19 protein-coding genes and 1 pseudogene are annotated in these 26,705 nt (G+C 75.2%); 7 read left to right on the top strand and 13 right to left on the bottom strand.

Annotated features, from left to right (window positions below; translation table 11 throughout):
• Positions 1–315: 315 nt before the first annotated feature.
• From RKE29_RS11325 to RKE29_RS11305, 5 genes are all read right to left on the bottom strand, one after another.
• Positions 316–1,386, bottom strand: a complete 1,071-nt coding sequence (locus RKE29_RS11325) for an alpha/beta hydrolase (protein ID WP_312005036.1) — start codon at positions 1,384–1,386, stop codon at positions 316–318.
• On the bottom strand, positions 1,373–2,188 hold the full coding sequence (locus RKE29_RS11320) for a tryptophan 2,3-dioxygenase family protein (RefSeq protein WP_312005035.1): 816 nt from the start codon (positions 2,186–2,188) through the stop codon (positions 1,373–1,375). The genes RKE29_RS11325 and RKE29_RS11320 overlap by 14 nt, the downstream gene beginning before the upstream one ends.
• A gap of 6 nt (positions 2,189–2,194) precedes the next feature.
• A complete protein-coding gene (locus tag RKE29_RS11315) occupies positions 2,195–3,148 on the bottom strand; it encodes a diiron oxygenase (RefSeq protein ID WP_312005034.1) in 954 nt (317 codons plus the stop codon).
• 92 nt (positions 3,149–3,240) lie between these two features.
• A complete protein-coding gene (locus RKE29_RS11310) occupies positions 3,241–4,653 on the bottom strand; it encodes an aminotransferase class I/II-fold pyridoxal phosphate-dependent enzyme (protein ID WP_312005033.1) in 1,413 nt (470 codons plus the stop codon).
• On the bottom strand, positions 4,653–5,639 hold the full coding sequence (locus RKE29_RS11305; RefSeq protein WP_312005032.1) for an SDR family NAD(P)-dependent oxidoreductase: 987 nt from the start codon (positions 5,637–5,639) through the stop codon (positions 4,653–4,655). The genes RKE29_RS11310 and RKE29_RS11305 overlap by 1 nt, the downstream gene beginning before the upstream one ends.
• A 651-nt stretch (positions 5,640–6,290) precedes the next feature.
• On the opposite strand from RKE29_RS11305, the gene RKE29_RS11300 reads away from it, so the two are divergent.
• The 4 genes from RKE29_RS11300 (at position 6,291) to RKE29_RS11285 (ending at position 13,572) form a co-directional block, all read left to right on the top strand.
• A complete protein-coding gene (locus tag RKE29_RS11300) occupies positions 6,291–8,057 on the top strand; it encodes a hypothetical protein (RefSeq protein WP_312005031.1) in 1,767 nt (588 codons plus the stop codon).
• 202 nt (positions 8,058–8,259) lie between these two features.
• Positions 8,260–11,718 carry a S8 family serine peptidase gene (locus tag RKE29_RS11295; RefSeq protein ID WP_312005030.1) on the top strand — a complete coding sequence of 1,153 codons (3,459 nt, stop codon included), beginning with the start codon at positions 8,260–8,262 and terminating at the stop codon, positions 11,716–11,718.
• A gap of 389 nt (positions 11,719–12,107) precedes the next feature.
• The gene (locus RKE29_RS11290) at positions 12,108–12,725 is read left to right on the top strand and encodes a dihydrofolate reductase family protein (RefSeq protein WP_312005029.1); all 618 of its coding nucleotides are present in this window, start codon (positions 12,108–12,110) and stop codon (positions 12,723–12,725) included.
• Between the two features lie 4 nt (positions 12,726–12,729).
• Positions 12,730–13,572: an alpha/beta hydrolase gene (locus tag RKE29_RS11285; RefSeq protein ID WP_312005028.1), complete on the top strand. Its 843-nt coding sequence runs from the start codon at positions 12,730–12,732 to the stop codon at positions 13,570–13,572.
• 280 nt (positions 13,573–13,852) lie between these two features.
• Here the strand turns inward: RKE29_RS11285 and RKE29_RS11280 are convergent, their stop codons facing one another.
• The gene (locus RKE29_RS11280; RefSeq protein WP_312005027.1) at positions 13,853–14,353 is read right to left on the bottom strand and encodes a hypothetical protein; all 501 of its coding nucleotides are present in this window, start codon (positions 14,351–14,353) and stop codon (positions 13,853–13,855) included.
• Complete coding sequence (locus tag RKE29_RS11275; protein ID WP_312005026.1) at positions 14,350–14,859, bottom strand: hypothetical protein; 510 nt, start codon at positions 14,857–14,859, stop codon at positions 14,350–14,352. The genes RKE29_RS11280 and RKE29_RS11275 overlap by 4 nt, the downstream gene beginning before the upstream one ends.
• Before the next feature lie 497 nt (positions 14,860–15,356).
• Here RKE29_RS11275 and RKE29_RS11270 point away from each other — a divergent pair, with 497 nt between their 5' ends.
• Positions 15,357–16,703, top strand: a complete 1,347-nt coding sequence (locus RKE29_RS11270; RefSeq protein ID WP_312005025.1) for a transcriptional regulator — start codon at positions 15,357–15,359, stop codon at positions 16,701–16,703.
• Between the two features lie 84 nt (positions 16,704–16,787).
• On the opposite strand, the gene RKE29_RS11265 is transcribed toward RKE29_RS11270, so the two are convergent.
• From RKE29_RS11265 to RKE29_RS11250, 4 genes are all read right to left on the bottom strand, one after another.
• Positions 16,788–17,579, bottom strand: a complete 792-nt coding sequence (locus RKE29_RS11265; RefSeq protein WP_312005024.1) for a fumarylacetoacetate hydrolase family protein — start codon at positions 17,577–17,579, stop codon at positions 16,788–16,790.
• Between the two features lie 127 nt (positions 17,580–17,706).
• On the bottom strand, positions 17,707–19,215 hold the full coding sequence (locus tag RKE29_RS11260; RefSeq protein ID WP_312005023.1) for an MFS transporter: 1,509 nt from the start codon (positions 19,213–19,215) through the stop codon (positions 17,707–17,709).
• Between the two features lie 614 nt (positions 19,216–19,829).
• Positions 19,830–20,810 carry a 1-acyl-sn-glycerol-3-phosphate acyltransferase gene (locus tag RKE29_RS11255; protein WP_312005022.1) on the bottom strand — a complete coding sequence of 327 codons (981 nt, stop codon included), beginning with the start codon at positions 20,808–20,810 and terminating at the stop codon, positions 19,830–19,832.
• The gene (locus RKE29_RS11250) at positions 20,807–21,571 is read right to left on the bottom strand and encodes a GNAT family N-acyltransferase (protein ID WP_312005021.1); all 765 of its coding nucleotides are present in this window, start codon (positions 21,569–21,571) and stop codon (positions 20,807–20,809) included. Before RKE29_RS11250 ends, RKE29_RS11255 begins: the two co-directional genes overlap by 4 nt.
• Before the next feature lie 427 nt (positions 21,572–21,998).
• Here RKE29_RS11250 and RKE29_RS11245 point away from each other — a divergent pair, with 427 nt between their 5' ends.
• Both RKE29_RS11245 and RKE29_RS11240 read left to right on the top strand, forming a co-directional pair.
• Positions 21,999–22,451 (top strand): universal stress protein, encoded by a 453-nt coding sequence (locus RKE29_RS11245; RefSeq protein ID WP_312005020.1) that lies wholly within the window; start codon positions 21,999–22,001, stop codon positions 22,449–22,451.
• Between the two features lie 117 nt (positions 22,452–22,568).
• Complete coding sequence (locus tag RKE29_RS11240) at positions 22,569–23,780, top strand: adenylate/guanylate cyclase domain-containing protein (RefSeq protein WP_312005019.1); 1,212 nt, start codon at positions 22,569–22,571, stop codon at positions 23,778–23,780.
• Positions 23,781–23,861: 81 nt separating this feature from the next.
• Here RKE29_RS11240 and RKE29_RS11235 read toward each other — a convergent pair whose 3' ends face one another.
• Complete coding sequence (locus RKE29_RS11235) at positions 23,862–25,214, bottom strand: hypothetical protein (protein ID WP_312005018.1); 1,353 nt, start codon at positions 25,212–25,214, stop codon at positions 23,862–23,864.
• Positions 25,211–26,705: pseudogene (locus RKE29_RS11230) on the bottom strand (hypothetical protein); the annotation flags it as partial. The gene RKE29_RS11235 and the pseudogene RKE29_RS11230, both read right to left, overlap by 4 nt.

The raw sequence follows: 26,705 nt of genomic DNA, 5'->3' as shown, positions 1-26,705 counted from the left end.
CGGCCCGCGCGAGGCGGCAGCCCCGGGCAGGCGGCCCGCGCGAGGCGGCGGCCCGGGCAGGCGACCCGGCGGCGTCCGCCCGCGCGGGACCACCGACCGCGAGGCCACACCGCGATGTCCGCCCGCGCGGGACGACCGCCCGGGATTCCGGCGGGTCGCCGCCAGACGTGCGCCAGGAGACGCGCCCGCGCGAGAACGGCAAGCGGAGCGGCCACGGACAGTCCCGGTCGCGCGGCCGGGAGACGCGCCCGCGCGGGAACGGCCGCCCGTGCCCCGGCGCCCCCGGCGGGCCGGTCCGCCCGCGCCGGATCCGGCTCAGCCCGACGGTCGCGCGGGCAGCCCCATCAGGGACAGGGTCGCCCGGCCCAGCTCCGTCCCGGGGTCGCCGAGGTCCAGCGGCAGGTCGAAGTGGTGGCGGGGGCGGGCGACCAGGTCGGTGACCGGCACGCCGCGCCCGGTGAGCGCGGCGACGAAGCGGTCGTGCTGCGCGGCGAAGGCGCCGGTCTCGTTGTCGCCGCGGGCCACGACCACCGGCGGGAAGCCCTCGTGCGCGTACCGGATGGGGCTGTTGCGCGCCGCCTCCGCCCGGGTGAGGCGCACGTCGTCGCCCACGTACGTGTGCCGCAGCGGCTCCAGGTCGTACACCCCGCTCAGCAGCGTGGCGCCGCGCACCACGTGCGCGGGGCGCAGCGGCGCGGGCAGCCAGTTGTCCAGCAGGCACATGGCCGCCAGGTGGGCGCCCGCCGAGCTGCCGCTGAGGAAGATACGGGCCGGGTCGACGCCGAGGTCGGGGGCGTGCCGGTAGAGCCACAGCACGCCGCGGCGGACCATGGCGACGATCTCGTCGAGCCGGTGGGCGGGGGCCAGGCCGTATCCGAGCGCGGCGAACGCGGCCCCGCGCGCGGCGAAGTCGGGCGCGGCGAAGGCGGAGTCCTCCTTGCTCAGCTCCAGCCAGTAGCCGCCGTGCACGTAGACCTGGAGGGGCACCGGACCGCCGGCGTCCCCGCCGTCCGGGCCTGGCGTACCGTCAAGGTCGGTCGACCCGGCCGCCGGGAAGAAGTGCAGGCGCTCGGCCGGGCCGGGTCCGTAGGCCAGTTCCCGCCAGGGCAGCCGCTGCCGGGCCAGCGCCGACCGCTCGGCGTACGCGGCCAGGTGGCGGCGCATGTCGGGCACCAGGGAGCTGGGCGAGTACTCGCGGTCCCGCAGGGCCCGCGCGGCCCTCCGGGCCGACCCCCGGCGCCCCGCCACGCCCGACACGCCCGACGCACTGGACGGCCCCGCCCCACCGGACGGACCCGACCGCCGCGTCGGCGCGCCGCCGCCGGGGCCCTCGCCGGGCCCGTCCGCGCCCGTACCGGCGCCGTACGCCGCGTCATGTCCGGGCATGCGACGTCCCGTCGTCCTGGCCGCCGCCGGGCCGGTCCAGCTCGCCGGGCGCCTCCCACAGCTCCGGGAAGAACCGCGCGCCGACCCGTCCGCCGAGGTAGCCGGTGCCGGTGCTGCCCGCGGTGCCGGGCTTGCTGCCGATCTGCCGGCTGACCGTCAGCAGGTGCCGGGTGCGCCACAGGGACCACAGCTGGTCGTGCCGCAGCAGCCCGTCGGCCAGTTCCCACAGGTCGCCGTGGCGCTCCCGGTCGCGGGCGATCTCCGCGCAGGCGGCGACCCGCCGCTCGCGCGTGTCCGCGTCGAAGCCGGCCCGCTCCAGGAGGCTGACGAAGCCGTCCCAGACGGTCGGCTCGGCCAGCCGCCGCTCCAGCCGGGCGCGGTCGTCCTTCTCCAGCCAGCCCGCCCGCGCCAGCCACTCCTCGTCGTGCAGCCCGGAGAGGTATTCGACCTCCCGGTACTGCGCGGACTGGAAGCCGCTGGCCGAGCCGAGGGAGTCGCGGAAGCCGAGGAAGTCGCGGGGGGCCATGGTGTCGAGCACGTCGAGCTGGCCGACGAGCACCCGCTCGATCTCGTGGCAGCGCCGCAGCCGCTCGCGGGGCGGCCGGGTCTCGCCGACGAGCATCCAGTCGCGGGCGTCGGACAGCTCGTGCAGCAGCACCTTGAACCACAGCTCGTACGCCTGGTGGACGGCGATGAACAGCAGCTCGTCGTGCGCCTCCGGCGGGCCCTTGCGGACCTGCTGGTCCAGCAGCCCGGGCAGGCGCAGGTAGGTCGCGTACGTCAGGTCGGCGGCCTGTTCCACGCCGGCTCACGCACCCTCTCTGACCAGCCCGTGGGAGGCGAAGGCCTCCCGGGCGCCGGGGACGTCCAGGACACCGGCGGATTCGCACATGTGCACGGTGGCTCTTCCCATGTCGTGGACGCGCTGGACGGCGGCCGCGCCGTAGCAGTCGCGCAGCACCGCGTCCGCGGTCGGCTCGGCCACGCCCGCCAGCAGCAGGGAGGACCGCACCGGGGCCGTGTCCCAGGTCAGGCAGGCGTGGACCATCGGCGGCAGCGCGTGCGCCACGCGGGCGCGCAGCGAGGTGTCCAGGCCCGCCCACAGGCGGTGGAAGAAGGCCGAGAAGAAGCGGTGGTGCTGTCCCTCGTCACGCGCGTGGTCGCGGGTGACGTCGCGTACGGCGGTGACGACGGTGGTGTCGTTCGGCAGTTCGTTGAGCACGGCGGTGATGAGCGTCTCGAAGACGACGACCTGGAGGAGCTGGGCGAGCACCGGCTCGCCCGGCAGCAGGGCGCGCCCGGCCTCGGCCAGCCGGGCGACGAACCCGCCGTAGTCCCAGTCGGGTACGGGCACGCGCGTGACGGCCGCGATCTGGTCGGCGAGGTCGAGGCTGTAGAGGGAGTGGTAGCCCTCGTCGCAGTAGACCTTGTACGCGTCGATCCGGTCGGCGAACGGCAGGTCCACGCCGGCCCGGCCGTTGGCGATGCGTTCGGCGCCGCTGTTGACCACCCGGGTCTCCAGGTGGGCGGTGGACAGCAGGAACTGGTAGAGGTGCCGGATCGTCAGTTCGCGCACCCGCTCCGGCGGCAGGCCGCGCAGGCCCTCGTGGGCCAGGTACGGCACCAGGGCGGCCGGGAAGAAGACCCGGCCCTGCTCGGTCTCCTCGTGGAAGCGGCGGCGCACGCCGGAGCGCACCCCGGCCGCCTCGTACCACCGGTCGAGCGGCCGGGCCGCCGCCGGGGGCGTGGTCTCGGACTCCATGGGACGGCTCCTGTGTGGCGTGCCGCGGCTCGGTGCGGCCGAGTGCGGCTCGGTGTGGCGGGCAGGCGACTTGCGGGCCGGCGCGGTCCCGGTCAGGGCGCGGTACGGGCCCCACGGGCCGGGCCGGACGGGCTGGACGGTGCAGACGGGCCGGACGGGACGCCGGGCTCAGGGGTGCCGGGCTGCGGGGTGCCGGGCTCAGGGACGCCGGGCGGGCGCCGCGCGGGGCCTCGGCCGCCCGCCGGGTCCCCGTCGCCCGCCGAGCGCCGGGCGGCCTCGGCGCGCAGGAAGCGGTCGAGCCGTACGACGCCCTCGCGGACGGTGTCCCAGTCGGTGGTGAAACACAGCCGGAACCAGCCGGGCTCCGGGCAGGCGAAGACCTTGCCGGGCAGGATGTTGACCCGGGCGCCCTCGAAGATCCCGGCCCACAGCTCGTGCTCGGCCGGGAAGGTCGGCGCCGGCAGCCAGCGGCGCAGGTCCACCCACAGCGAGAACCCGGCGCCCACCGGCACGTAGCCGATGCCCAGCGCGTCCAGCAGCCGGGTGGCCCGTTCGTAGGCGACCGCCAGCCGACGCCTGCTCTCGGCGGTGAAGCGGTCCACCCAGGCGGTGTCCGCGAGCAGGCCGGTCAGCAGCGCCTGGGTCTCGGTGGAGCACGGCGCGAAGTAGGCCAGCGCCCGGGCCGCCGCGCAGACCTCCGGGTCCGGACTGTAGAGCACGCCGACCTTGAAGCCGGGCAGGCCGAAGTCCTTGGCGAACCCCCACACCATGTGCGCGCCGGGGGCGCGGGCCAGGCCGGCCTCCGGGCCGAGGAGGCTGACGAAGGGCTCCGGGCCGAAGACGGAACCCGCGTAGATCTCGTCGGCGATGATGCCGACGCCGTGCCGCGCGGCCACCTCGCCGAGGTCCTTCAGGGTACGGGCCGGGTGCACGTGGCCCACCGGGTTGCCGGGCGAGGCCAGCGCCACGGCCCGTACCGGGAAGCCGTCCCAGCGGGCCCGGGTGAGGGCCTGGTCGACCGCCTCCGGATCCAGCCGGAAGCCGTCGCCCGCCGCGAGCGGGGCGCGCACCAGGCGCGCGCCGGAGCGGCCGGCCAGGTCCACGTCGAACGCGCCGTAGTAGGGGGCGGGCAGCACGATCGCGTCGCCGGGGTCGCACAGCGCGGAGGCGGCGATGTCCAGCGCGCCGGTCGCGCCGCTGACCACGACCAGTTCGTCGGCGCGCACCTGCCGGCGGCACACGCCGGACAGGAACCCGGCGATCGCCTCGCGCAGCGCCGGGGTGCCGTGCAGCGGCGCGTACCGGGTGTCGGCGGCGGTCAGCGGCGGGCGGCCGGCGAGCCGGGGTTCGAGCAGGTCCCACACCAGGCGGTTCTCCGCGGTGCCCAGGTTGAAGTAGCCGTCGGGCCGCTGCCGCGGGTGGTACGGGTACTCCTCGGCGCGGAAGTGGGCGACGGCGATGGCGGGGGCCTGGGCGGCCAGGCGCGCCGCGCTCCGGGAGACCATCACAGCCCCCCGGCCGGGTCCGCGCCGCGCCCGGCGGCGGCGCCGCGCGCCGCGGCGCCCGAGCCGTAGGGACCGTCAGCGTCCGGGCCCTCCGTCCGCGCGGCGTCCGGACCGTACGGACCGCCGACGCCCGGGCCGCCGTACGGACCGTCGGTGCTCGCGCCGTACGGACCGTCGGCGGCCCGGGAGTCCGGACCCTCGGCGGCCCGGCCGGTGAGCAGCCCGGGGTGGACGCCCAGACCCATCGAGGCGTCGACCACCGCGCCGTGCAGCACCCGGGACCCGTCGCCGGCCAGCCACCACACCACCTCCGCCATCTCCTCGGGGTGGATGAGCCGGCCCTTCGGCAGCCGCGCGGCGAACGCGCGCCGCTCGTCCGGGGCGAGCGAGGCCAGGGTGCTGGCCTCGAACATGGGCGTCTCGACCGCGCCCGGGCAGACGGCGGTAATGTCCACCGGCGTGTGCGCGAGTTCGGCGGCGAGGTGCCGGGTGAGGTAGGCGAGCGCGGCCTTGCTCATGCCGTCCGCGACGTGAAATCCGGGAAACTGCGAGATTCCGCCGCCCACGCTGGAAACGTTGACGACCTTGCCGTATTCCCGCTCGACCATGCCCGGGACGAGCTGCCGAATGAGCCACAGCGGCCCGACGCTGTTGATACGGAAGAAGGCCTCGTCCCGCCGCGCCGGATCGGGTTCGTACCGCTCGACGGTTTTCGATCCGACGGCGGCATTGTTGACCAGGACGTCCACCGGACCCGGCAGCGCCGCGAGCAGCCGCTCGTGGCTGTCCCGATCACCCTGCCGGAACGCGAAGGCCGCCACCCGGTCCCACCCCGACCTGCGGCACTCGGCGAGCAGGTCGTCCGCGCGCGCCCGTCCGGAATGGTAGGTGAACCAGACGGTGTCGCCCTTGCTCGCGAATAGCCGGACGACGGCCCTGCCGATGCCGTTCGAGCCGCCCGTGACGAGAACGTTCCGCGGCGTCATGCTTCTCCCGTGCCGCGCCGGAGTGCCGTGCGGGAGGCGGTACGGGAGGCGGTACGGAAACGGAATCCGCTATACCGCGCGGTGTCCCGCGCGCGCGGATACCGGCCTCTCGCGCACGCACCGATCAGTAACGTCACAGTCACCGCCCCCAGACCGCCCCGCACGCGCGCGGCGGGAATCGAGTCTGGATGCTATAGGACTCGGACGAATAAACAGAAGGGCCAAAAGGACACATCCGCCTGACGGCTTCTCCGTGACGCGAACGACGAATTCCGGGCACCCGGCGGCCGTCCCCCGGCCGCCCGCGCGTCCCCGCGCCGCCCCGGCCCGCCGGACCCGCCCCGCACCCGACCCAGCCCGATCCGACCCCAGCGCGCCCCGCCCCGGACCACGCGCGGCCCCCGGGCCCAGCCCCGGCGCGCCCCGCCCCAGCCCCCCACCCCGCCCCGGTGCACGCCGAGCCGCGCGCCGGGGCGGCTCTGGGGCGCACACCAGGCGCACCGCACACCCCCCTGTATCCGACTTCACACGTATTCGTCGCGTTCCGGAGGGCAACGTATTGCCCCCCTCACGTATCTGGACGGGTGATGTCGTGACGGCGAGGACGCCGACCGCCCCTCGCCCAGCCCTTGGGGAAGGGAAATGTCCGGTATGAGTGATGTGGTTCCCATAACCACCGCCATCCGCGCCTGGCGCACCGTGAAACCCGCGGACGTGCCGGCCCGGGACCCGCGGCCGGATGTCGCGCCGCCGCAGTGGCACCGTGGCATGACCCTCATCGGGGCCGTCAGCCTGTTCATCGGCACCCGTTCGGTGTGGGCGAGCGCCATGTCGAACCGCCCGTCCCTGGCCGCGGTCGTCTCCCTGTGCTACGCGGGCATACTCGTCACCGGCGTCCTCGCCCTGGCCGCCCGTACCAGCCGGGCGCTGATCCGGGTCGACCTGGCCGTCCTGCTGATCGCCGTCGCGCTGACCTGCTGCCGCCTCATCCTGTCCCACAACGGCAGCGACGAGGGCGTCCTGACCAGCTACGCGGCCCGTGAGCTGCTGCACGGCCGGCCCGTCTACGACCAGCCGTGGCCCTGGCTGTTCGACCGGGGCGTCGCGATCACCCCGACCATGGACGGCGGCGCCGACTACACCTACGGCTATCCGCCGCTGGCCGTCCTGCTGACCGCGCCCGTCTACGCCGTCGTACACGGCGCGGGCGCCGCGACCGTCGTCGCCACCGGCTCCCTGATCGCCGGGACCGTCGCCCTGTGGATCCTGCTGCCCGCGCCCTGGCGGTCGGCGGCCACCGCGGTCTGCCTCGGCTTCGGCATGCTGCCCACCTACGCCCGGCTCGGCTACCCGGCCGTCACCGCCCTCGCCCTGCTGATCCCCGTCGTCGTGCGCTGGCCGCGCACCGGCGCGGGCGGGCGGCTCGGCCGGGGCGGCGTGCTGCGCGCCGGGTGCCTGGGCGCGGCCTGCGCGGCCCAGCAACTGCCCTGGTTCCTCATCCCGTTCCTGCTGGTGGGCCTGTACGCGGTGCGCCGCGGCGAGCTGGGCAACCGCCGCGCCCTGGCGGTCCTGGCGCGCTACACGGGCCTGGCCGCCTCGACCTGGCTGGCGATCAACGCGTACTTCGCGATCCAGGACTTCAGGGGCTGGGTCGCCGGCGTCACCCTGCTGCTGCGGCAGGGCGCGATACCCCACGGCCAGGGCGTCGTCGACATCTCCTACTACTTCACCGACGGCACCGGCCGGCTCAGCTTCTACACCTACGGCAGCGTGCTGCTGGCCGCGGGCCTGCTGACCGCCCTGGCGCTGTTCGTCGGGCGGCTCGGGCCCGCCCTGACCGTCCTGCCCTGGTGCGTCTTCTTCTTCGCCACCCGCTCGCAGGACGGCTACTTCCTCCTCATGACCCCGCTGTGGCTGGCCGCCGCGGCCACCGTGTCCGCCGCCGACTTCCGCACCGCCTGGCGGCCCCGGCTGCCCGCCCGGCTGCGCGGCCCGGGCCGCCGCGCGCGTGCGGGGCGGGCCGCGGTGCTGGCCGGGTGCCTGCTGCCGGCCGTCGCCTGCACCTGCGTCGCCGCCGCCAGCCCGCCGCCGCTCACCTTCGGCATCGCCCCGGTGCACACCGACCACGGCATGCTGCGCCGCGTGGTCTTCGAGGCCACCAACACCACCGGCAAGCCCCTGGAGCCGCACTTCGCCATCGGCGTCGGCCAGTCCACGTCGCGGATCTGGGACGTCGTCAGCGGCCCGGAGACCCTGGCCCCGCACCAGACCGCGCGCTACGTCATCGCCGGACCCGACGGCGGCGGCCGGCACGTGCCGGACTCGCACAGGGTCCGGGTGCGGCTGCGGGCCTTCAGCGCCCACCCGCAGACGGTCAGCAGCGCCGACATCCACGTCCCCGACAGCGAACGCGGATAGCCACCGCGACGCGCCCGGTGCGGCAGCGAAGAAGTCCGCGCCGCCAGGCAACCCGTGATCACTTTCCCTCCTCTTCCCCCGCGGAACCCGCCGCTCCTGGACACAGACCAGCCAGGACGGCACACCGGAACGAACGAGGAGACCACGTNCTCCTGGACACAGACCAGCCAGGACGGCACACCGGAACGAACGAGGAGACCACGTGCCGGCTCATGGGAAGGAGTCGGGCGCCGCGGCGCCCGACACGGGGATCCCCCACCGACGACGCGGGCGCAGGACGTCCGCGGCGAAGCCGATCCGCGCCCTGACCGGCGCGATCGCCGCGGTCCTGGCCACCGGCCTGGCGACGACCGCCGCGGCCGTACCGCGGACGGGCGGCGCCGCGCACCGGCCGCAGGCCCAGGACGGGGCACAGGCGGCGGCGCGAGCCCCGGGCGGCCACGCGCTGCGCACGGTGACGCTGATCACCGGCGACCGGGTGCTGGTCGAGGAGGGCACGGGCGCGGTCCGCGAGGTGCGGCGCGGCGCGGGCCGCACCGGCATCCCGATGTCCGTCCGCAGCTCCGGCGGCCACACCCAGGTCATCCCCTGGGACGCCCTCCGGCTGATCCGCGAGGGCACGCTGGACCGCCGCCTGTTCGACGTGACGGCCCTGCTGGCGGCGGGCTACGACGACGCGCACCGCCGCGACGTACCGCTGATCGTCTCGTACGGGCCCGGGCGGCAGCGGTCGGCGGCGCGCGCGGACCTGGCGCGGGCCGGGGCCGCGGTGCGCCGCGACCTGCCCGCGGTGCGCGGCGCGGCGCTCGCGGCTCCCAAGTCCGGCGCGTCCCGGGTCTGGAACGCGCTCACCGCGGCCGGGCACGGCGACGCCCGTACGGCGGCGCCCGGTGTGGCCCGGGTGTGGCTGGACGGGAAGCGGAAGGCGGCGCTGGACAAGAGCGTGCCGCAGATCGGCGCGCCCACCGCCTGGAAGGCGGGTTACGACGGCAAGGGCGTGAAGGTCGCCGTCCTCGACACGGGCGTCGACCAGACCCACCCCGACCTCGCGCACCAGGAGATAGCCGAGAAGAACTTCAGCGACGCGCGCGACAGCACCGACCGCGTCGGCCACGGCACGCACGTCGCGTCCACCGTCGCCGGTACGGGCGCGAAGTCCGGCGGAAAGTACCGGGGCGTGGCGCCCGGGGCCCGCATCCTCGACGCGAAGGTGCTGGACGACGACGGCCACGGCCACGACTCGCAGATCATCGCGGGCATGCAATGGGCCGTCGACCAGGGCGCCAAGGTCGCCAACCTCAGCCTCGGCGGCGACGACTCACCCGGCGTGGACCCGCTGGAGCAGGCCGTGAACGAGCTGTCCGGCAAGGGCACGCTGTTCGTGATCTCCGCGGGCAACAAGGGCCCGCTCCCGCAGACCGTCGGGACGCCGGGCAGCGCCGACGCCGCGCTGACCGTCGGCGCGGTGGACGGCGACGACCGCGTCGCGAACTTCTCCAGCCGGGGCCCCCGGCTCGGCGACGGCGCCATCAAGCCGGACATCACCGCGCCGGGCGTGGACATCGTGGCCGCCAAGGCCGCGCACGGCCACGCCGGCAGGCCCGCGGCGGACGGGTACGTGAGCCTGTCGGGTACGTCGATGGCGGCCCCGCACGTGGCGGGCTCGGCCGCGATCCTGGCCCAGGAACACCCGGACTGGACCGGGCAGCGCATCAAGCAGGCCCTGACCGCGTCGGCCAGGCCCACCGCGGGCCTGACCCCGTTCGACCAGGGCTCGGGCCGGGTCGACGTGGCGCGGGCGATCGCCCAGAGCGTCGTCGGCGAGCAGACATCCCTCTCGTACGGCGTCCAGAGCTGGCCGCACAACGACGACCAGGCGGTCACGCGGAAGCTGACGTACCGCAACACCGGTCCCGCCCCGGTCACCCTGGCCCTGACCACGCAGGCCACCGGCCCGGACGGCAAGCCCGCGCCCGCGGGCCTGTTCACCACGGGAGCCGAGCAGGTCACCGTGCCCGCGCACGGCACCGCCACCGTGGACGTCACCGCCGACACCCGCCGGGGAAGCCTGGACGGCCGGTTCACCGGCGTGGTCACCGCCACGGCCGAGGGCGGCCAGTCGGTGCGTACGCCCGTGGCGGTGGACCGCGAGCCCGAGTCGTACGACCTGACCATGAAACACATCGACGGCCACGGCAAGCCGTCCGACGCCTCCGTCATCATGCTGAACGCGGACGGCTCGTACTTCGGCGAACCGTCCGACCACGACACGGACGGCGACGGCACGATGAAGGTCCGGGTGCCCAAGGGCCGCTACCTGTTCGACGTCATCGTGGGGACCCCGACCGGCGTTCCCGACCAGAGCAACCTCGCCTGGATGATCGCTCCCGGCCTGCCGGTGACGAAGGACACCACCGTCACGTTCGACGCGCGCGAGACCAAGCCGGTCGACATCACCGCCCCGGACCCGAAGGCGACGATGGCGCACGCGGACATCGGGTACAGCTTCAAAGAACCCACCAGTCCCTACTCCTACTCCGCCGACACCACGATGGACGACTACTCCCGGTTCAGCGCGGGGCAGGTCGGCCCGAACACGCCGAGGGGACGCCTGGAGTCCCTGATCGGCACCGTGTGGTCACTGCCGGGCGAGGAGAACGCCCACACCCAGTACACCAGCCTCTACAGCCGTGACGACTCCTTCTTCACCGGCTTCACCCACCGGACCGACAAGAGCGAGTTCGCGCAGGTGGACGTCACCGTAGGCGCGCCGACTCCCGGCCGCCGGGCCTACGTCATGCCCTTCCTGCACGGACGCCTCGTCGGCACGGGCGCAGGCGTCACCGCCGGCCAGGCCATGCCCGGCACCTGGCGGCAGTTCGTGGCGGCGCCCCGCGGCGGCACGGCGCGCTTCCTCACCACCGAACAGCTCGCCGACGAGACGGACATGGCGCAGATGGGCAGCGCGCCACGCGCGTACCAGCCGGGGCGTACCTACCGCGAAACCGTCAACGTCGGCGTCTTCGGCCCCGCGCAGGGCACCTTCTGGCGCTACGGCGACTATGCGGACCTGTGTGCCCCGATGTTCGCGGACAACACCGGCGGCTGGGGCGACTCGCGGCTGACCGCGGCGCGGTCCACGCTCAGCGCGGACGGCAGGCCACTCGTCCAGGTGGCCGACGTGCCGTGCTTCGACACGAAGGGCCTGCCGACCGGATCCGCGGCCTACCGGCTGAGCGCCGACCTGCGGCGCGACCCGAAGCAGTTCACGACCAGCACGCGGATCACCGCGGACTGGACCTTCACCTCGGCCGACCCCGGCAGGCGGGAGAAGGAGACCAGGCTGTCCGCCGTCCGCTTCACCCCGGAGCTGACCCTGTCCAGCACGGCGAAGGCGGGACAGCCGCTGACCGTGCCGGTGGTCCTCGACGGCCCGGCCGCGCGGCGGGCGCCGAAGAAGCTGACCGTGGACGTGTCGTACGACGAGGGCGCCACCTGGCAGCCGCTGACGGTACACGGCCAGGGCCTCGGGGGCGACCGGTACGTGACGGTGGAGCACCCGGCCGCGCCGGGCTCGGTGTCCTTCCGCACGCACCTGGAGGAGCGCTCGGGCAACACCGTGGACGAGACGATCTACCGGGCGTACACGACGGTGCGCTGAGGCCCCCGCGCGGGGGGCGGATGCGCCGCCGGGCCGGACGGTACACCGCCGTCCGACCCGGCGGTCTCGCGCCCGGCCCGTCGGCCGTGCTCCGGGCCGGGGCGGCTCCTCCGGCGCGGCCCCGGCAGACGGCAGAAGGACCTCACGGTTGGCTCTCGGATGGCCCGGCCCGCCACACCGCCACCGGACAGGGCGCGGTACGTGCGCTGGGACCGATCGCCGACACGGCGGTCGGGTCGGAGACTGGCAAGGATGCGTGCCGGACAGGCCCAGGCGCGTGCCGGGCGGTTCCGACGTGCCGCCGCACGCGTCGTGCTGTCGGGCTCGCATCCGCCACACGCTTCACGCGTGAGCGATGAGTTTGGGCGGCGGATCGGGTCTGCCCTGGTATGACTCGAATCATCGCTGACATCTCGGTCTCTCTCGACGGCTTCGTCACCGGGCCCGACCCCAGCCCGGACAACGGCCTGGGCACCGGCGGCGAGGCCCTGCACACGTGGGCGTTTTCCGACGACCCCGACGACCGCCGGGTCCTGCGCGAAGGGACCGCCCGCTCGGGCGCCGTCATCCTCGGCCGCCACCTGTTCGACGTGGTCGACGGGCCGAAAGGCTGGGACGACACGTCCGGCTACGGCGCCGGCGAGGTCGGCGAGCCCGCGTTCGTCGTCGTGACGAGCTCTCCGCCGGAGTCGGTGCGGACAACCAACCTCGACTGGACGTTCGTCACCACCGGTCTGCCCGACGCCGTCACCGCCGCGCGCGAGCGAGCCGAGGCGGCGGCGGCGGACAGCGGCAGGGACCTCGACGTCGTCCTCATGGGCGGCGGCGCCACGATCGGCTCGGCGCTCGACGCCGGGCTGGTCGACGCGCTGACGCTGCACCTCGCGCCCGTCGTGCTGGGCGCCGGGACACCACTGTTCAGCGGCGGAGCGCCGCGCACGCTGGTGCAGCGGAGCGTGATCCCGACATCGACCGCGACGCACCTGACCTACGACCTCTACCGGTGATCCGATGACCACTGTCAACGCCCATGAGATCGCCTTGGGCATCGAGTCGTTCGGTGACGACGACGCGCCACTCGTCCTGCTCGCGGGCGGGACGACGATGCTCTCCTGGCCCGACGCGCTGTGCGAGCGCCTCGCCGCCGGCGGGCGCCGTGTGGTGCGCTACGACCTGCGCGACAGCGGGGAGTCGACGACGACGGATCCGCAGGCGCCCGCCTACACCCTGCGCCACCTCGCCGCCGACGCGGCGGCCCTCGCTGACGCGCTCGGCGGGGGGCCTGCGCACCTGGCGGGAATCGGCGTCGGCGGGATGGTCGCCCAGGTGGCCGTGCTCGACCATCCGGGCGCGTTCTCGGCGCTCACTCTGGTCGGCACCCGCGCGGTTGCCCCTGGCCCGCCCGACGATGACCTCCCCGACCACGACCAGGCGACGATGAGCCGACTGTTCGCGCGTCCGATGCCCGATTGGACCGACCGCGAGGCGGTTGCGGAGTTCGCCGCCAGCGGCGCGAAGATTCTCGGCAACGACCCCGTCGCCGCGCGCGCACTCGCTGCGCGCATCTGGGACCGCACGCCCAGCACCGCACCCCCGGTCCAGATGGCCAACCAGATGGGCATGGTGTTCTCCAGGCTCGACTGCACACCCCGCTGGCGCGAGCGCCTGCCCGAGATCGATGTCCCCACACTCGTCGTCCACGGCCGCCGCGACCGGTTCTTCCCCGTCGGCAACGGCGAGGCGATCGCGCGCGAGATCCCCGGGGCACGGCTGCTCGTCCTCAAGGAGGCCGCCACCGCGATCCCCGATGCGGCGGTCGGCGAGGTCGCCGAGGCGATGCTCACGCTCGGATAGAGGACGGCGGGTGCCGCGCGGATCTGGCCGCCACGCAGCAGGGAACGTCGGAGGCTCGATCCGGCCGCGCGCCCGCGATCAGCACGATTCCAGCCCGTGGCTGTCCAGGATGCTTCTGCTGGCCGGTCCGGCTGCGGGTGGCCCGGCCCGTCGTACCACCACCGGATAGGACGGAGGGTGGGTGGTACGGGCGGGCCGGGCCGAGGGGCGGGCGGGCTGGCCCCGGCCATGTCCGGCGCGGGGGATCACCGGAAAGGGGCCAGCCGCGCCCGCCCCCGTCTCAGGGGCCCGGGGGCGGTGGCAGGAGAGGTACGCCTCTGACGTGGTGGCAGCGCTGCCCCGCGCGGGCTTCGGAGAGCTTGACGCGGCGTGCGGCGCCGCAGGTCGTGCACCGGCACGACCAGGCCACCGAGGCGCGTCCCGGGTAGGTCTCGATGGGCTCGTACCCGGCCTCCAGCATCTCCGCCACGGCCTCGGCGGGGGTGACGGGCGGGTGCCGCCGCCGGTCCCCCACCCGGCCCGGCCGCCCGGCCTCCGGGGGCACCGGTACGGGCTCGGGCTGGCCGGTCGGGTCGTCGCCGGTCGTCTGCGTAGGTCCGCCGACCAGCAGGCCCAGGCTGACGGCGACCTTACGGTGGCACCGGCAGGCGCACCGGCCTCCGTGGCACAGGGCGTGCGCCTCGACCACCCCGCCGGGCCGCACCGCCGCCACGCACTGCGCGGACAGCCACGCCCCGCCTGCGGCCCTCGGGACCGGGGGCGGGCCCGGGATGCCGGTCACCCGCACGCCCCCTTCCTGCACCGCAACCCGCCACCGTCCTGGGCGGCCAGCAGCGCGCCCCGGGCCTCGGCGACCTCGAGCAGGGCGGCCAGGCACTCCACCAGCCGGGCCAGGACGTACCGCATCTGACAGGTCTCGGCGTTGCCGGTGATGATCAGGTCCTCGGTGTGCCCGAGGAGCACCCGGGCCATCTCCACCCGCGCGACCTGTCCGGGGTCAACCCGCTCCAGCCGCTTCCCCCGGCTCTCGGCCACCCGCACCATGCGCACGAGGGACCACACCAACCGGACCGCCCCCGCCCGCAACCGCCCGCCGTCGACGCGGACCCCCGAGGCCAGCCACACCCGCGCCGCGCCGAGCACACTGCGCGCGGCCAACACCTGCGCGTCCTCCCACGCATCCGCCAACGCGCCCACCGGCCCGAGGCCGTGGCCGTCCGGAGCCGAGACGGTGTAACAGGGCTTACCGTCCACCGTGGACCACGGCAGCCGCACCAGCCCGCTCACCGGTCCTCCCCCGGGCCGGTGGCCTTGGCCTGGCAGCGGGGGCACTCGCACCGAGGCCACTCACACGACACCGGAGCGAACGAACGACCCGGCTCACCCCGCACGGAACACGAACTGGCCTCCGCCTGCTCACCGGTCACCGGGTCCAGCCGGTACACCCGGCTCGTCATCACCGCCACGCCCAACCACCCCCGGCACCGGCCACGAGGCCGTCGTGGCGCTGAGCGCCCCGGCGGCTCGGCCACTCGCTGGACGGCGGGGGAAAGGTCTCACTCGGCCCGCCCGAGTAGAAAATAGAACTGATGCCCGCGCGCTTACCCGTTCCGGGTTGAGCCGGTGGACCCTCATCGCCATACTCATGGCCGTAACTCTCCGATGCCGTCCGCAGATTCGGCTTCCGCACCAAGAAAACAGCGACGGCACGCCAGCGGGCACCGTGCAGAGGGGTGTCGAAAGGTGTTGTTTCCGCGACCGCTCATGGCCGAAGGCAGTGAGTCATGAAGAAACCGAACACGAAGCTCGCCGAGTGGCTGACGCGATCCGGTATGAGTCACGGTGAACTGGCCCGGCGTGTACGAGTACAGGCCAAGGAGCGAGGGCACGCGCACGTGGCCCCGGACGCGACCAGTGTCCGGCGCTGGCTGAACGGCGAGCGCCCCCGCCCGCCCGTGCCCGGCGTCCTCGCCGACGTGTTATCCGCCGCCGTGGGCTACCGGGTCACCACGTACGACCTGAGCTGGGGCGACAGCGAGTTCGACCGGGCCCTTGTGTACAACGCGTCGTTCGCGGCTACGGTGGAAGCCGTCGCCGACTTGGGGAGGGCGGACGTGGATCGCCGCACGTTCCTGACCGCAGCGCCGTTCACCGCCCTCGCGGGCATCGGTCCCTCACGTGACTGGCTGCTGAGCACCTTGGACCAGCAGCCCGTGCCCGGCCCCCGGGTCAGGCTCGAAGATGTGAGCGCGGTCCGTAATATGTTCGGCTTTTTCCAGGAGATGGACATTTTCCAGGGCGGCGGTTCGGGCCGCCTGACTCTCGCCGCCTACGTGAACGCACACGTGTTCCCCCTACTGCGCCGCACGCACACCGAGCGGGTCCGGCGGGCGCTGTGCGAAGCCGCGGCGGAACAGACATACCTGCTGGGCTGGATGGCCTATGACGACGGAGAACAGGGAACGGCGCAGCGCTATCTGATCCAGTCGCTCCGGCTCGCCGAAGAATCGCGAAATCCGGCCCTCGGCGCGCACGTCCTGGCGGGAATGGCAGACCAGGCCACCCTCCTCGGACACCCCGCGGAGGGCCGCAGGCTGGCGCAGGCCGGACGCGCGGGGCTCGCCGGGTCCGCGTCCCCGGCGTGCCTCGCCGACCTGTGGGCGCTGGAGGCCCGCGCCTCGGCCAGGCTCGGCGACCGGCGGGCCGCCGCTGCCGCCGTCGCCAGGTCGGAGTCCGCCTTCGAGGGCGTACGGCCCGGGGAAGAGCCGGAGTGGGCCGCGTTCATCGACGTGGCGTACCTGCACGGCGAGCACGCCCACACCTTCCGCGACCTGGACCAGCCCGGCCACGCGGCCGAGCACGCCCACCGGTCCATCGCGCACGCCCGCAAGCAGAACCGGGCCCGGCGCGGAGCCCTCTCCCAGGCGGCGCTGGCCGCCTCGCACCTTCAGCGGGACGACCTGGAAGCCGCCCACGCGGCCGGGCTGCGGACCCTGTCCCTCGCCCGCAAGGTGAAGTCGTCACGCGCGGTCGAGGCCGTCCAGGACCTGCGCACGCGCATGAAACCCTTCGGCCGCCACCGCCTGGTGGCCGACTTCGAGGAGCGAGCACGCGCCCTGACCGCCGCCTGACAACCCCTCAGGACAGACGGCGCGTGACACGCACCGCCCCGGAGGCCGGAAACGAGTTCGCCGAGTTCTTGGAACCCCACCGGCCTATCGGCTGACCGGGTTGACCAAGGTGCCGATTCGGGTGATTTCCACCGTCACCTCATCGCCCGGAAGAATAGGGCCTACCCCCGACGGGGTGCCGGTCAGGAGCACATCTCCGGGTTCGAGCGTCAGGGCAGCCGAAACGTACTCCAGCAGAGCCGCGACCGGATACAACATGGTCGCGGTCGCCGCCCGTTGACGTTCCTTCTGGTTGACCAGGCAGCGCACTTCGAGCTGCGCCGGGTCGAGCCCCGTGACGACCCATGGCCCGATGGGGCAGAAAGTGTCGAAAGCCTTTGCCCAAGAGGGCTGCCCGTCTGCCCGCTGGATGTCCCGCGCGGTGACGTCGTTGGCGCACGTGTAGCCGAACACGTACGACAGGGCTTCCGCAGCGCGGACGTTACAGGCCTTGCGGCCGATGACTACGGCCAGTTCGGCTTCGTGGTGGACCTCGTTCGACTGCGCGGGATAGCGGATCTCCTCCCCGGGCCCGATCACCGCGGACGGCGGCTTGAAGAAGAGTCGTGGCGCCGGTGGGCTTTCGAGTCCCATCTCCGTGGTGTGGTCCGCGTAGTTCAGTCCCACGGCGATGATCTTCCCCGGCTTGACGGGAGCGAGCAGCCGGACCTCGCCGACAGCGACGCTCTGGCCGGTGGGCTGTGCCGGAAGGAGGAGCGGGTCGTCGCCCAGCACCTCCACCACCTCACCCCCCGAGGTGTCCCGGACCCGTCCGTGATGGGTGCGCCCCTGCCACTCGAACCTCGTGAGTCGCTGCGTTCCGCCCCTTGCGCTCATGTCTCGCACCGTACCCCGCCCCCTCATGACGCATCCGTCCAGAGAAGGAAGACGCGTACGGGCCCGGACCGGGCGGAACCCGGACCGGCCCCGGGCCCGGCCCGGCCGGAGGGCCGGGGCGGGGCGGTCACATGTGGACGGGCGTCGCGCCCTGGTTCTGGTCGGGGATGCCGCGCCGGTAGAGGAGCGCGGAGATGACCGTGCCCGCCGCGAAGAATCCGGCCGCCCACCAGTACGTGACGCGGTAGCTCTCCAGGGCGGCGTGAGCCAGGACCGAGGAGTCGTTCCGGTCCCGGGTGGACAGGTAGTCGTCGAGCGTGTCGGCCGCCAGGGTGTTGAGCAGGGCGATGCTGATCGAGCCGCCGATCTGCTGCATGATGTTGACCGCCGCGGAGGCCACGCCCGAGTCCTCGGCGGCGACGCCGAGGGTGGCGAGGTTCATGGTGGGCGCGAAGACCAGGCCGATGCCGACGCCGGTGACGAGCAGCGTGGGCATGATCTCGCTCGCGTACGAGCTGTCGAGGTCGAGCACGGTCATCCAGGCCAGGCCCACGGCGGCGATGCCCATGCCGGTCGGCACCAGCAGCTTGGGGCCCACGAGCCGCATGAGCACGCTGGTGGCGATCGCCGCGGTGACCATCAGCGTGCCGATCAGCGGCAGGAAGGCGAGTCCGGTCTCGACCGGCGTGTACCCCAGCGACTGCTGGAGGTAGTAGGTGAGGAACAGGAAGACGGCGAACAGGCCACCGCCGCCGATGAGGATCATGAGGAAGGACGCCCCGCGGTCGCGGTCGAGCAGGACGCGCAGCGGCAGCAGCGGGCGCTCGGCGCGGGCCTGCGACCAGGTGAAGGCGCCGAGCAGCAGGGGCGCGGCGGTCAGGCAGCCCCAGGTGCCGGGCGAGTCCCAGCCGTGGGTGTCGGCGTTGGAGAAGCCGAAGACCACGCAGAACAGGCCGGCGGAGGCCAGCAGGGTGCCGGGGAGGTCGAGGGTGGCGGAGCGGTCGCGCTCGGTGGTCCGCAGCAGGAGAAGGGCGCCGACGATGGCGATCGCGGCGAAGAGCAGGTTGACGTAGAGCGTCCAGCGCCAGTTCAGGTGCTCGGTCAGCACGCCGCCGAGCAGCAGTCCGACGGCGCCGCCCGCGCCCGCGATGGCCCCGTAGACGCCGAACGCCCTGGCCCGTTCGCGGCCCTCGGTGAAGGTCGTGACCAGCAGGGACAGTGCGGCCGGGGCGAGCAGTGCGCCGAACAGGCCCTGCGCGGCACGGGCGATGATCAGCATCTCGAAGCCGTTGGCGGCGCCGCCGAGGGCCGACGCCCCCGCGAAGCCGAACAGGCCCACCACGAAGGTGATCTTTCGGCCGAACAGGTCGGCGATCCGGCCGCCGAGCAGCAGCAGGCTGCCGAAGGCGAGGGAGTACGCCGTCACCACCCACTGCCGGCCGCTGTCGGAGAAGCCCAGGTCCCGCTGGGCGGACGGCAGCGCGATATTCACGATGGTCGCGTCGAGCACGACCGTGAGCTGGGCTACGCCGATGACCGCCAGAACCCACCAGCGGTACTGCGGCGTGGTCTCGGCCGCCGGGGCGGCGGCCTGGTCGACGGTGCCGGCGGGCGGGTCGGCGGAGGCACTGGCCATGATTCGGGCTCCAGAGGGTGAGTGGGGGTGCCGCCTCGGGTCGGCCGCGCCACCGCGCCGATGGTGCGCTGGACGACCGCGACGGCCTGACGGTGCCGGTCGCCAACGGCGGACGTCCGGGCGACGCGCCCGGCGACGCCCGTTCCTTTCATAGTACGAAACCGTTTCGTACCGCGACACGATAGCCACCAGCCCGCTGGAATGCAACCGTCCGCCCACGGTGCGTGAGCAACCCACCCCTGGCCTCGGTCTCCGCAGTCCCGCCGCCCGCCGGGACGGTGCCGTGCGCACCGGCCCGGCGGGCGGCGGGTGCGGGCTCCGGGGCCCGCCCTTCGACAGCGGCGCGCCCGGACCGGCCGCCCCGGCTCCGGGCCCGTACGGCCGACCACCCGTACGGGTCGGTCCGACCGCCGACCGGTCCGTACGCCCCCCGTGCCGACGGGTCCGGGGCCGGCCCCCTCTCCGGTCCCGGGCCACGTCGGCCGCCCGACCAGGATTCCGCCCGGATCCGCCTGGGAAAAGACGCGCGAAAGGGGCGCGCGGCGGTGCCCCTGGCCCGCCGCGCGCCCCTCGCTCCCGGCAGCGCGCCGCCCGCTCGGCGGCGCGCCCCCTCGCTATCCGTGCACCGGCAGCCGCGCCCCGCCCACCACCGCCTGCGCGCGTGCGGCCAGCGCGCGCCGGTCGTCCGCGCCGCGCGCCGCGAGCACCGGCTCGTGCACGGTCACCCGCACCGTCAGCCCGTCGGCGCCCAGCACCCGGCGCAGCGAGCTGGCGAAGCCGTCCTCCCCGACGAACGCGGCCACCGTCGAGGCGGTCCCGTGCTGGTAGTAGCCGAGGGTCACCGGGCGTACGGGCGCGCCCGCGTCGAGCGCGGCCTGGAAGGCGGCCCGGCGGAAGCGGCCCGCGGCGCCGGAGCACCAGGTGACGCCCTGCGGGAAGACCGCCACCGACTGGCCCGCGCGCAGGCGCGCGGACAGCTCGGCGACCGTCTCCGGCAGGCCGCGCAGCCGGTCCCGGTCGATGAACAGCGTCCCGGCCCGCCGCGTCAGCCGGCCCACGACCGGCCAGCCGGCCACCTCCCGTTTGGCGAGCATGGTGACCGGTTCGACGGCCAGCAGCGCGACGATGTCGAGCCAGGAGATGTGGTTGGCGACGACCAGGGTGCCGGGCCCGGCAGAGTCCCGCCCGTCGGGGGCCCACCCGGCAGGAGTCCGCCCGGCAGGGTCCCGTGGGGCCGTGCCGCCGCGCGCGTCGGCCCGTACGGCAGGCCACGCCTCCGCCCGTACCTCGGGCCGGGCACCGGGGTGCGCCTGCGCCCGGGCACCGGGACGTACGTCCGGCCACACGCCCGGCCGTACGTCCTGACCGGCCCGCGGCGCGGCCTCCAGCCGTACGCCCACCGCGTCGAGCAGCGCCCGCGCGTGCGCGCGCAGAGCCTCCGGCTCGGCGATGCGGTCGCCGCTGGCGAAGGCGCGGGCCACGGCCCGGCCGAAGGCCGCCGACCGGCGCAGCGCCGCACCGGCCGGCACGCGCGCGGCGGCGTGCGCCACGCAGCGCGCGGGCGTGCACGGCGACCACACGGCCCACGCGTTCACCGGGTGGCCCCCAGGAAGTACCGACGGTAACGCTCGTTCATCCGCTCGGTGTCCAGCAGCACGAAGAAGTCGGCGTCGCCGAAGGCCCGGTCGTGCTGCGGCGACCCGCACACCCACGCGCCCACCCGCAGGTAGCCGCGCAGCAGCGGCGGCAGCGACGCGTAGCTCGGCTCGCCGTCCAGCGGCCGGGCGGGTATCCACGGGTCGTGCGGGTGCACCCGCATGTCGGCCGGGGCGGCGTGCCGGGCGGCGGCCAGCAGCCAGGCGTTCGCCGCGGCCTGGCCGCCGTCGGTCAGCGGCACGGACGCGCAGCCGGCCAGGTAGCGGTGGCCGGACAGCAGGACGTAGCGGGCGAGCCCGGCCCACATGAGATTGATCACGGCGCCGGAGCGGTGGTCGGGGTGCACGCAGGCGCGGCCGGCCTCGACCATGGAGGAGCGCACGTACGCGGGCAGGCCGCGCAGGTCGAACTCGGTGTCGGAGTAGAGCCGGTCGCTGCGCCCGGGCGGCAGCAGCCGGTACGTGCCGACGACCTCGCCGGTGGTCGTGTCCGTGACGATCAGGTGGTCCATGATCTCGTCGAACTCGTCGGTGTCCAGACCGGCGTCCGACGGGCGCAGCCGGGCCCCCTTCTCCTCGCCGAACACCCGGTAGCGCAGCCGCTGGGCGGCCCGGATCTGTTCGGGCGTGTCCGCGATGGACGTCTCGTAGGAGGTGCTGGTGGAGGCTGCCGGTACCGCGGACGTCGAGGGCGTGGCCATTCGGTGTTCTCCGTTCGAGGGGGATCGGAGCACCGGCTGAACGGCAGGGGAACCGCGCGCCGTCCGCCGTGCGAACCCTCGGCAGTGTTGCGGCGGCGGCGAACGCGGCAGTGTCCGCACGGTGATTCCCGGGCTTCCGGATGATGACGAAAGCCCGCCGCCCGGTCGCCCGGTGTATCCCGTATCCCGTATCCCGTATCCCGTATCCCGTGTCCGGGGCCGGGGCCGTCACGGAATCGGGGCCGGGGCCGGGGCCGTCCCGGGGCTCTCCCGGGACCGGCGCGGTCCGGTCAAGGGCCGGCAAAGGGCCGGTAAGGTTCGCGGCATGCGCGGGTTCTGCGCATGCTGAACCCGCGTTTTGTCGGGATCGGACAACATGGTCCCCGGGCGGGTTGATGCGGGAAAGAGCCGGATAGGGTGAGCTGCCATGAGCGTGTATGAGACGGTCATCGTCGGGACCGATGGGTCCGCGTCCTCCTTCACGGCGGTGGATCGCGCCGCCGCCGTGGCGGTGGCCTGCGGCGCCAAGCTGGTGATCCTGTGCGCCTACCGGCCGCTGGGCAAGCACGAGAGCAACGTGGCGCAGGACAAGCTGGGCGAGGAGGTGGCCTACCAGGTGGTGGGCTCCGCGCCCGCCGAGGACACGCTGCGGGACGCGCAGGAGCGGGCCGTGCTCTCCGGGGCGCGGGACGTGGAGACGCTGGCCATCGAGGGCGACGCGGTGCCCTCGCTGCTGAAGTGGGCCAAGAAGCGCTCCGCGGGCCTGATCGTGGTCGGCAACCGCGGGCTGAGCACGATCGCCGGCCGGATCCTGGGGTCGGTGCCCGCCGAGGTGGCCCGCAAGGCGGACGTGGACGTCCTGATCGTCCACACCACCTGACCCGCGGCCCCGCACCCGCCCGCACCGAGCTGACAGGGCCTGACAGCCGACGACCTGGTCTGGCAGGTACTGACACACCCCGACCCGACCAGATGCGACGAGCGTAACGAGGCGATCGTGGACCCGGACAAGCCGGAAATTCCCGAGGTGCCGGACACCGGCGTCGAAGAGGCCCTGCTCGGCGGCGAGCGGAAGTACACCCGGGTGCAGGTGGCCGAGCGGGCGGGCGTGCCGCTGGAGCGCGTGCACCGGCTGTGGCGCGCGCTGGGCTTCGCCGCGGCCGGCGACGACGACGTGGTGTTCACCGACGCCGACGTGGAAGCGGCCCGGATCGGCTGGGAGCTGGTCAGCTCGGGCCTGATCGACCAGGACCTGGACGCGGCGGTCACCCGCGCGCTCGGGCACTACCTCTCGCGGCTGGCCGAGTGGCAGATCCAGGTGGTGCAGGACTTCCTGCTCAAGCAGCTGGGCGACGGCAACCGGGGCGACGAGGAGGAGGTCGCCAAGCTGCTGGAGACCGCCCTGCCCGTCATCCTGGAGACCGCGCTGCCCACCATAGAGCGCCTCCAGACGTACGTGTGGCGGCGGCACCTGGCGGCCTTCGCCGACCGCGCGCTGGCGGTGGAGCTGACCCAGGCGGCCCAGGCCACCGACCCGGAGGACGCCGAACGCAGCCAGGTCATCGGCTTCGTGGACATGGTCGGCTACACGCGCCTGACCCGGCAGAGCGACGAGCACGAGCTGATCGCCATCCTCGAAGGCTTCGAGATGGCGGCCACCGACGCGGTCTCGGAGCACGGCGGCCGCATCGTGAAGATGATCGGCGACGAAGTCCTGTTCGCCGTGGACGACCCGGCGGCCGCCGCCGAGATCGCCTTCACCCTCGGCGAGCTGGCCGAGCAGGAGGGCAAGCTTCCCCAGCTGCGCGCCGGACTGGCCTACGGCCGCGTCCTGCACCGCCTGGGCGACGTGTACGGCGAGGTCGTCAACATCGCCGCCCGGCTCACCTCCGTCGCCCGTCCCGGCACCATCGTGGTCGACGCGGGCATGGCCGGCCAACTGCGCGGCGTGCCCGCGTACGACCTGCGGTCGCTGCGCCCGGCGTCGGTGCGCGGCTACAGCAAGCTGAAGTGCTACGCGCTGCGCCGGGCGGGCCAGGACGGCCGCGACCGCGAGGACCGCGACCGCCACCACCGCGACGGCCGCGGCTACCCGCCCTCGTCCTCGCGGTCGCCGGGGTCCTCGCGATCGTCCGGCTCGTCGCGCTCCTCCGGCTCCCCGGCCGCCGGGTCCCGCTCCTCCCACTCCCGGGGTCACCGGGGCCGCTGAACCCCGGCTCCCCGGTCGGCCGTGGCCAGGGTCCCCGGTCGGCCTCCGCCCGGAGCGGGTGCGGTGCGCGCCCGCGCGGGCTCAGCCTCCGGCCGGGGCCGGTTCGCTCCACGCCGCGCGGCTCGGGGCCGACAGCCGTACGTCCGCCACGCGGCCGAACTCCCACAGGCACACCGCCGTACGGTCCGCCGTCGCCCCCCGTACGGCCACGCCCAGCTGCCACAGGAACTCCGGCAGGTGCGGCGCGCCGTCCGACCACTGGCGGGCCAGGAACTCCTGGACGTCGCCGTCGTGCAGCAGCTCGGCCACGGACGGGCCGCACACGGCCAGCACGTCGCCCTGCTCGGTGTCCACGACGCCGTGCCGCAGCGCGGCGGAGGCGGCCTCGGGGGTACGCGCGGGCGGGGAGCCGCCGGGGGCCGCGGGGGCTGCCGGGGCTGCCGGGGTGAAGACCGTCTGCCAGGCGCCGCCGCGCAGCCGGGACACCGCGCACGGGCCGGTGCCGAACACCAGATGGCGACGGACGGGCATGTCGCCCATCGGGGACAGGACGGCGACGAAGTCGGTCGCCGCCGCGGCCGGGGCCGCGTTGCGGGAGCGGGCCAGGTGGGTCAGGGACTCGGCCGTGCCCTCCACCACCGTGTGCAGCAGCTCGCCCAGCAGCTCCTCGCCGCCGCCGTCGCGCAGCACCTCCTCCAGCGTCCTGGCCTGGCTGCCCAGCTGGGTGGCCAGGCTCAGGCAGGTCGTACGGGCGGCGAGCTGCGCCCACGCGCCCGCGGGATCGCCGGCCGCCACGACCGCGAGCGTGAACGGGCGGCGGAACCGGCCGTCGAAGCTGCGCAGCAGAAAGGCGTCCTTGCGGGGCACGGCCGCCCTGCGGTGCCGGGGGCCGCGCAGCGAGGCGGCGCGGATCAGGAATCCGCCCTGGTCGCCCGCGTCCACCTCGGTGTCCGGCACCGGGTCGAGCGCGGCCGGGATCTGCCCGGCCGCCGCGTCCGCCGGACCGGAGGGGCCGGCCGTGGCCAGCGGCGGCATGGCGCCGGGCGGGGCCGGGCTCGGCTCGGGCGCGCTCCGCAGCCGCGCCAGCTCCGCGAGGGCCGCGTCGCGCTCCCGCCGGGCGTCCGCCAGCTCCCGCTCCAGGTCCAGTTGGAACTGCTTGAGCTGGGCGAACTGCCGGTCCAGCTCGGCCTGATAGGCCGCCCGGTCGGGCGCGCCCCCGGCCGCGGCCGCCGTCACGGCGCGCAGCCGCTGCTGAAGCCCGGTGATCTCCGCCCGGAACCGGTTGTTCTCCTGGGCCAGGTGGGCGTTCTGCGCGTGCAGCCGCCTGCCGTCCGCGGTCAGCTCGGCGATCCGCCGCGCGAGCAGGACGGCGAGGGCGAAGAGCAGAACGGCGAGCAGCGCGCAGCCGAGGGCGATCCACTGGGTGACGGTCATCGGGGTCTCTCCGCGCGGTTGGGGCGGTCGGGGGGTTCGGGGCGGTCGGCGGCGCCGGAACGGGCCGGTGCGGGTCCGCCGGGGCCGGTGCCGGTGGGTTCGGGGCGTACGAGGTCGGCGGCGGGGGCGCGGGGCCGGGCGGGGGCTGCGGGGCTGCCCGGGCCCGCCGCACCGGCGGTGCGCGCGCCGCCGTCCGGGCGTACGGTCCTGTCGGCGGGTACGGCCCAGTCGGGGCGTACGGCGCTGTCGGGGCCGGAAGGGTCCGCCGGAGGTACGGGCGCCGTCCGGGTCACGGGGCTGCCCGGGCCCGCCGGGCCGCCGGAGCGCACGCCGCCGTCCGGGCGTGCGGCCCTGTCGGCGCGTACGGCGCTGTCCGGGCCGCCGGGACCAGCCGCGGCCGCGGGGCCCGGCGGGCGTACGGACCGGGAGCGGGCCCGGGGCACCGGTGTCGCCGCCGTGGCCAGGCCCGCCGCCGCCTCGGAGGCCGGGCGCGCGCAGGCGTGCACCACCAGGCGGTCCCACAGGACGCGCCCCGCAGCCGCCAGGGGCTCGCCCGGGCGCGGCAGTTCCAGCGCCGGGCCCGCGGCCAGGCGCGGGACGGCCAGCGGGTCGGGCCAGGCGCGGCGGTCCGCCTCGTCCCGCAGCGTCAGGCGCAGGGACGTGAGCGCCCCGCGCAGCCGGTCGGCGGTCAGCTCGGCGGGCAGCGCCGGGTCGCCCCACCGCTCGGCCACCAGGCGCGCGCACTCCTCGCCGCCCGAGCCGTGCGGGCCGAGGTCCACCGGCAGCACCGCCCGGCCCGGCCAGTCCCGGCCGAGCAGGGCCCGGAGCGTGTCGACGCACCAGGCGCGCAGGTTGCCGGGGTGGAACCAGCCCTCTCCGGCCCGCGAGACCACGACCACGACCGTGCCGGGCAGTCCGGCGGCGTCCCGGGCCCGGCCCGCGGCGCGCCGGAAGCCGTCGGCGTCCGCGCCTGAGGGATCGGCGGCCATGGCCGCGTACGCCGCGTGCTCGACGGCCAGCAGCACCCGGCTCGCGCCGGTGAGCGGGGCGTCCGGACCGGGGTCGAGCAGGGTCACGGGCGGCCGGGCCGACGGCGGCGCGGAGGGTGCGAAGGCGCGGCCGAGAACCCCGCGCAGCAGGCGCGCGGCCTGCTGAGACGACGCCGCCACCGGCACCACGGCGAGCCGCAGCGGCCAGGGCGGCGGGGTGTCTGCCACCGCGTCGGCGTCGGCGAGCAGGCCGGGAGCGAGCCCGGCCGCCCGCCCGGCGGGAAGGTCCGCCAGCACCCGGGCCGTGGGCCGCCAACGCCGCACCCGAGCCGCGGCGGGCGGCTCCACGGACGGGTCACCCGGCCCGCCACCGGCCCGCGCCACCGGTCCGTCCTGCTCGCCCGGCACGCCGCCCCCGTACGGCCCGCCCCGCGCGTCCGGCGCGGCCTGCCGATCTGGCCGGGCCCCCGCACCGCCTGGCGCCTCCGGCCCGGCCTGCGCC

It is taken from the genome of Streptomyces sp. B1866, from assembly GCF_031932565.1.
GTDB lineage: Bacteria > Actinomycetota > Actinomycetes > Streptomycetales > Streptomycetaceae > Streptomyces.
The sequence above is the reverse complement of the archived record's forward strand: the minus strand, read 5'-3'. Positions and strand labels throughout refer to the sequence as shown.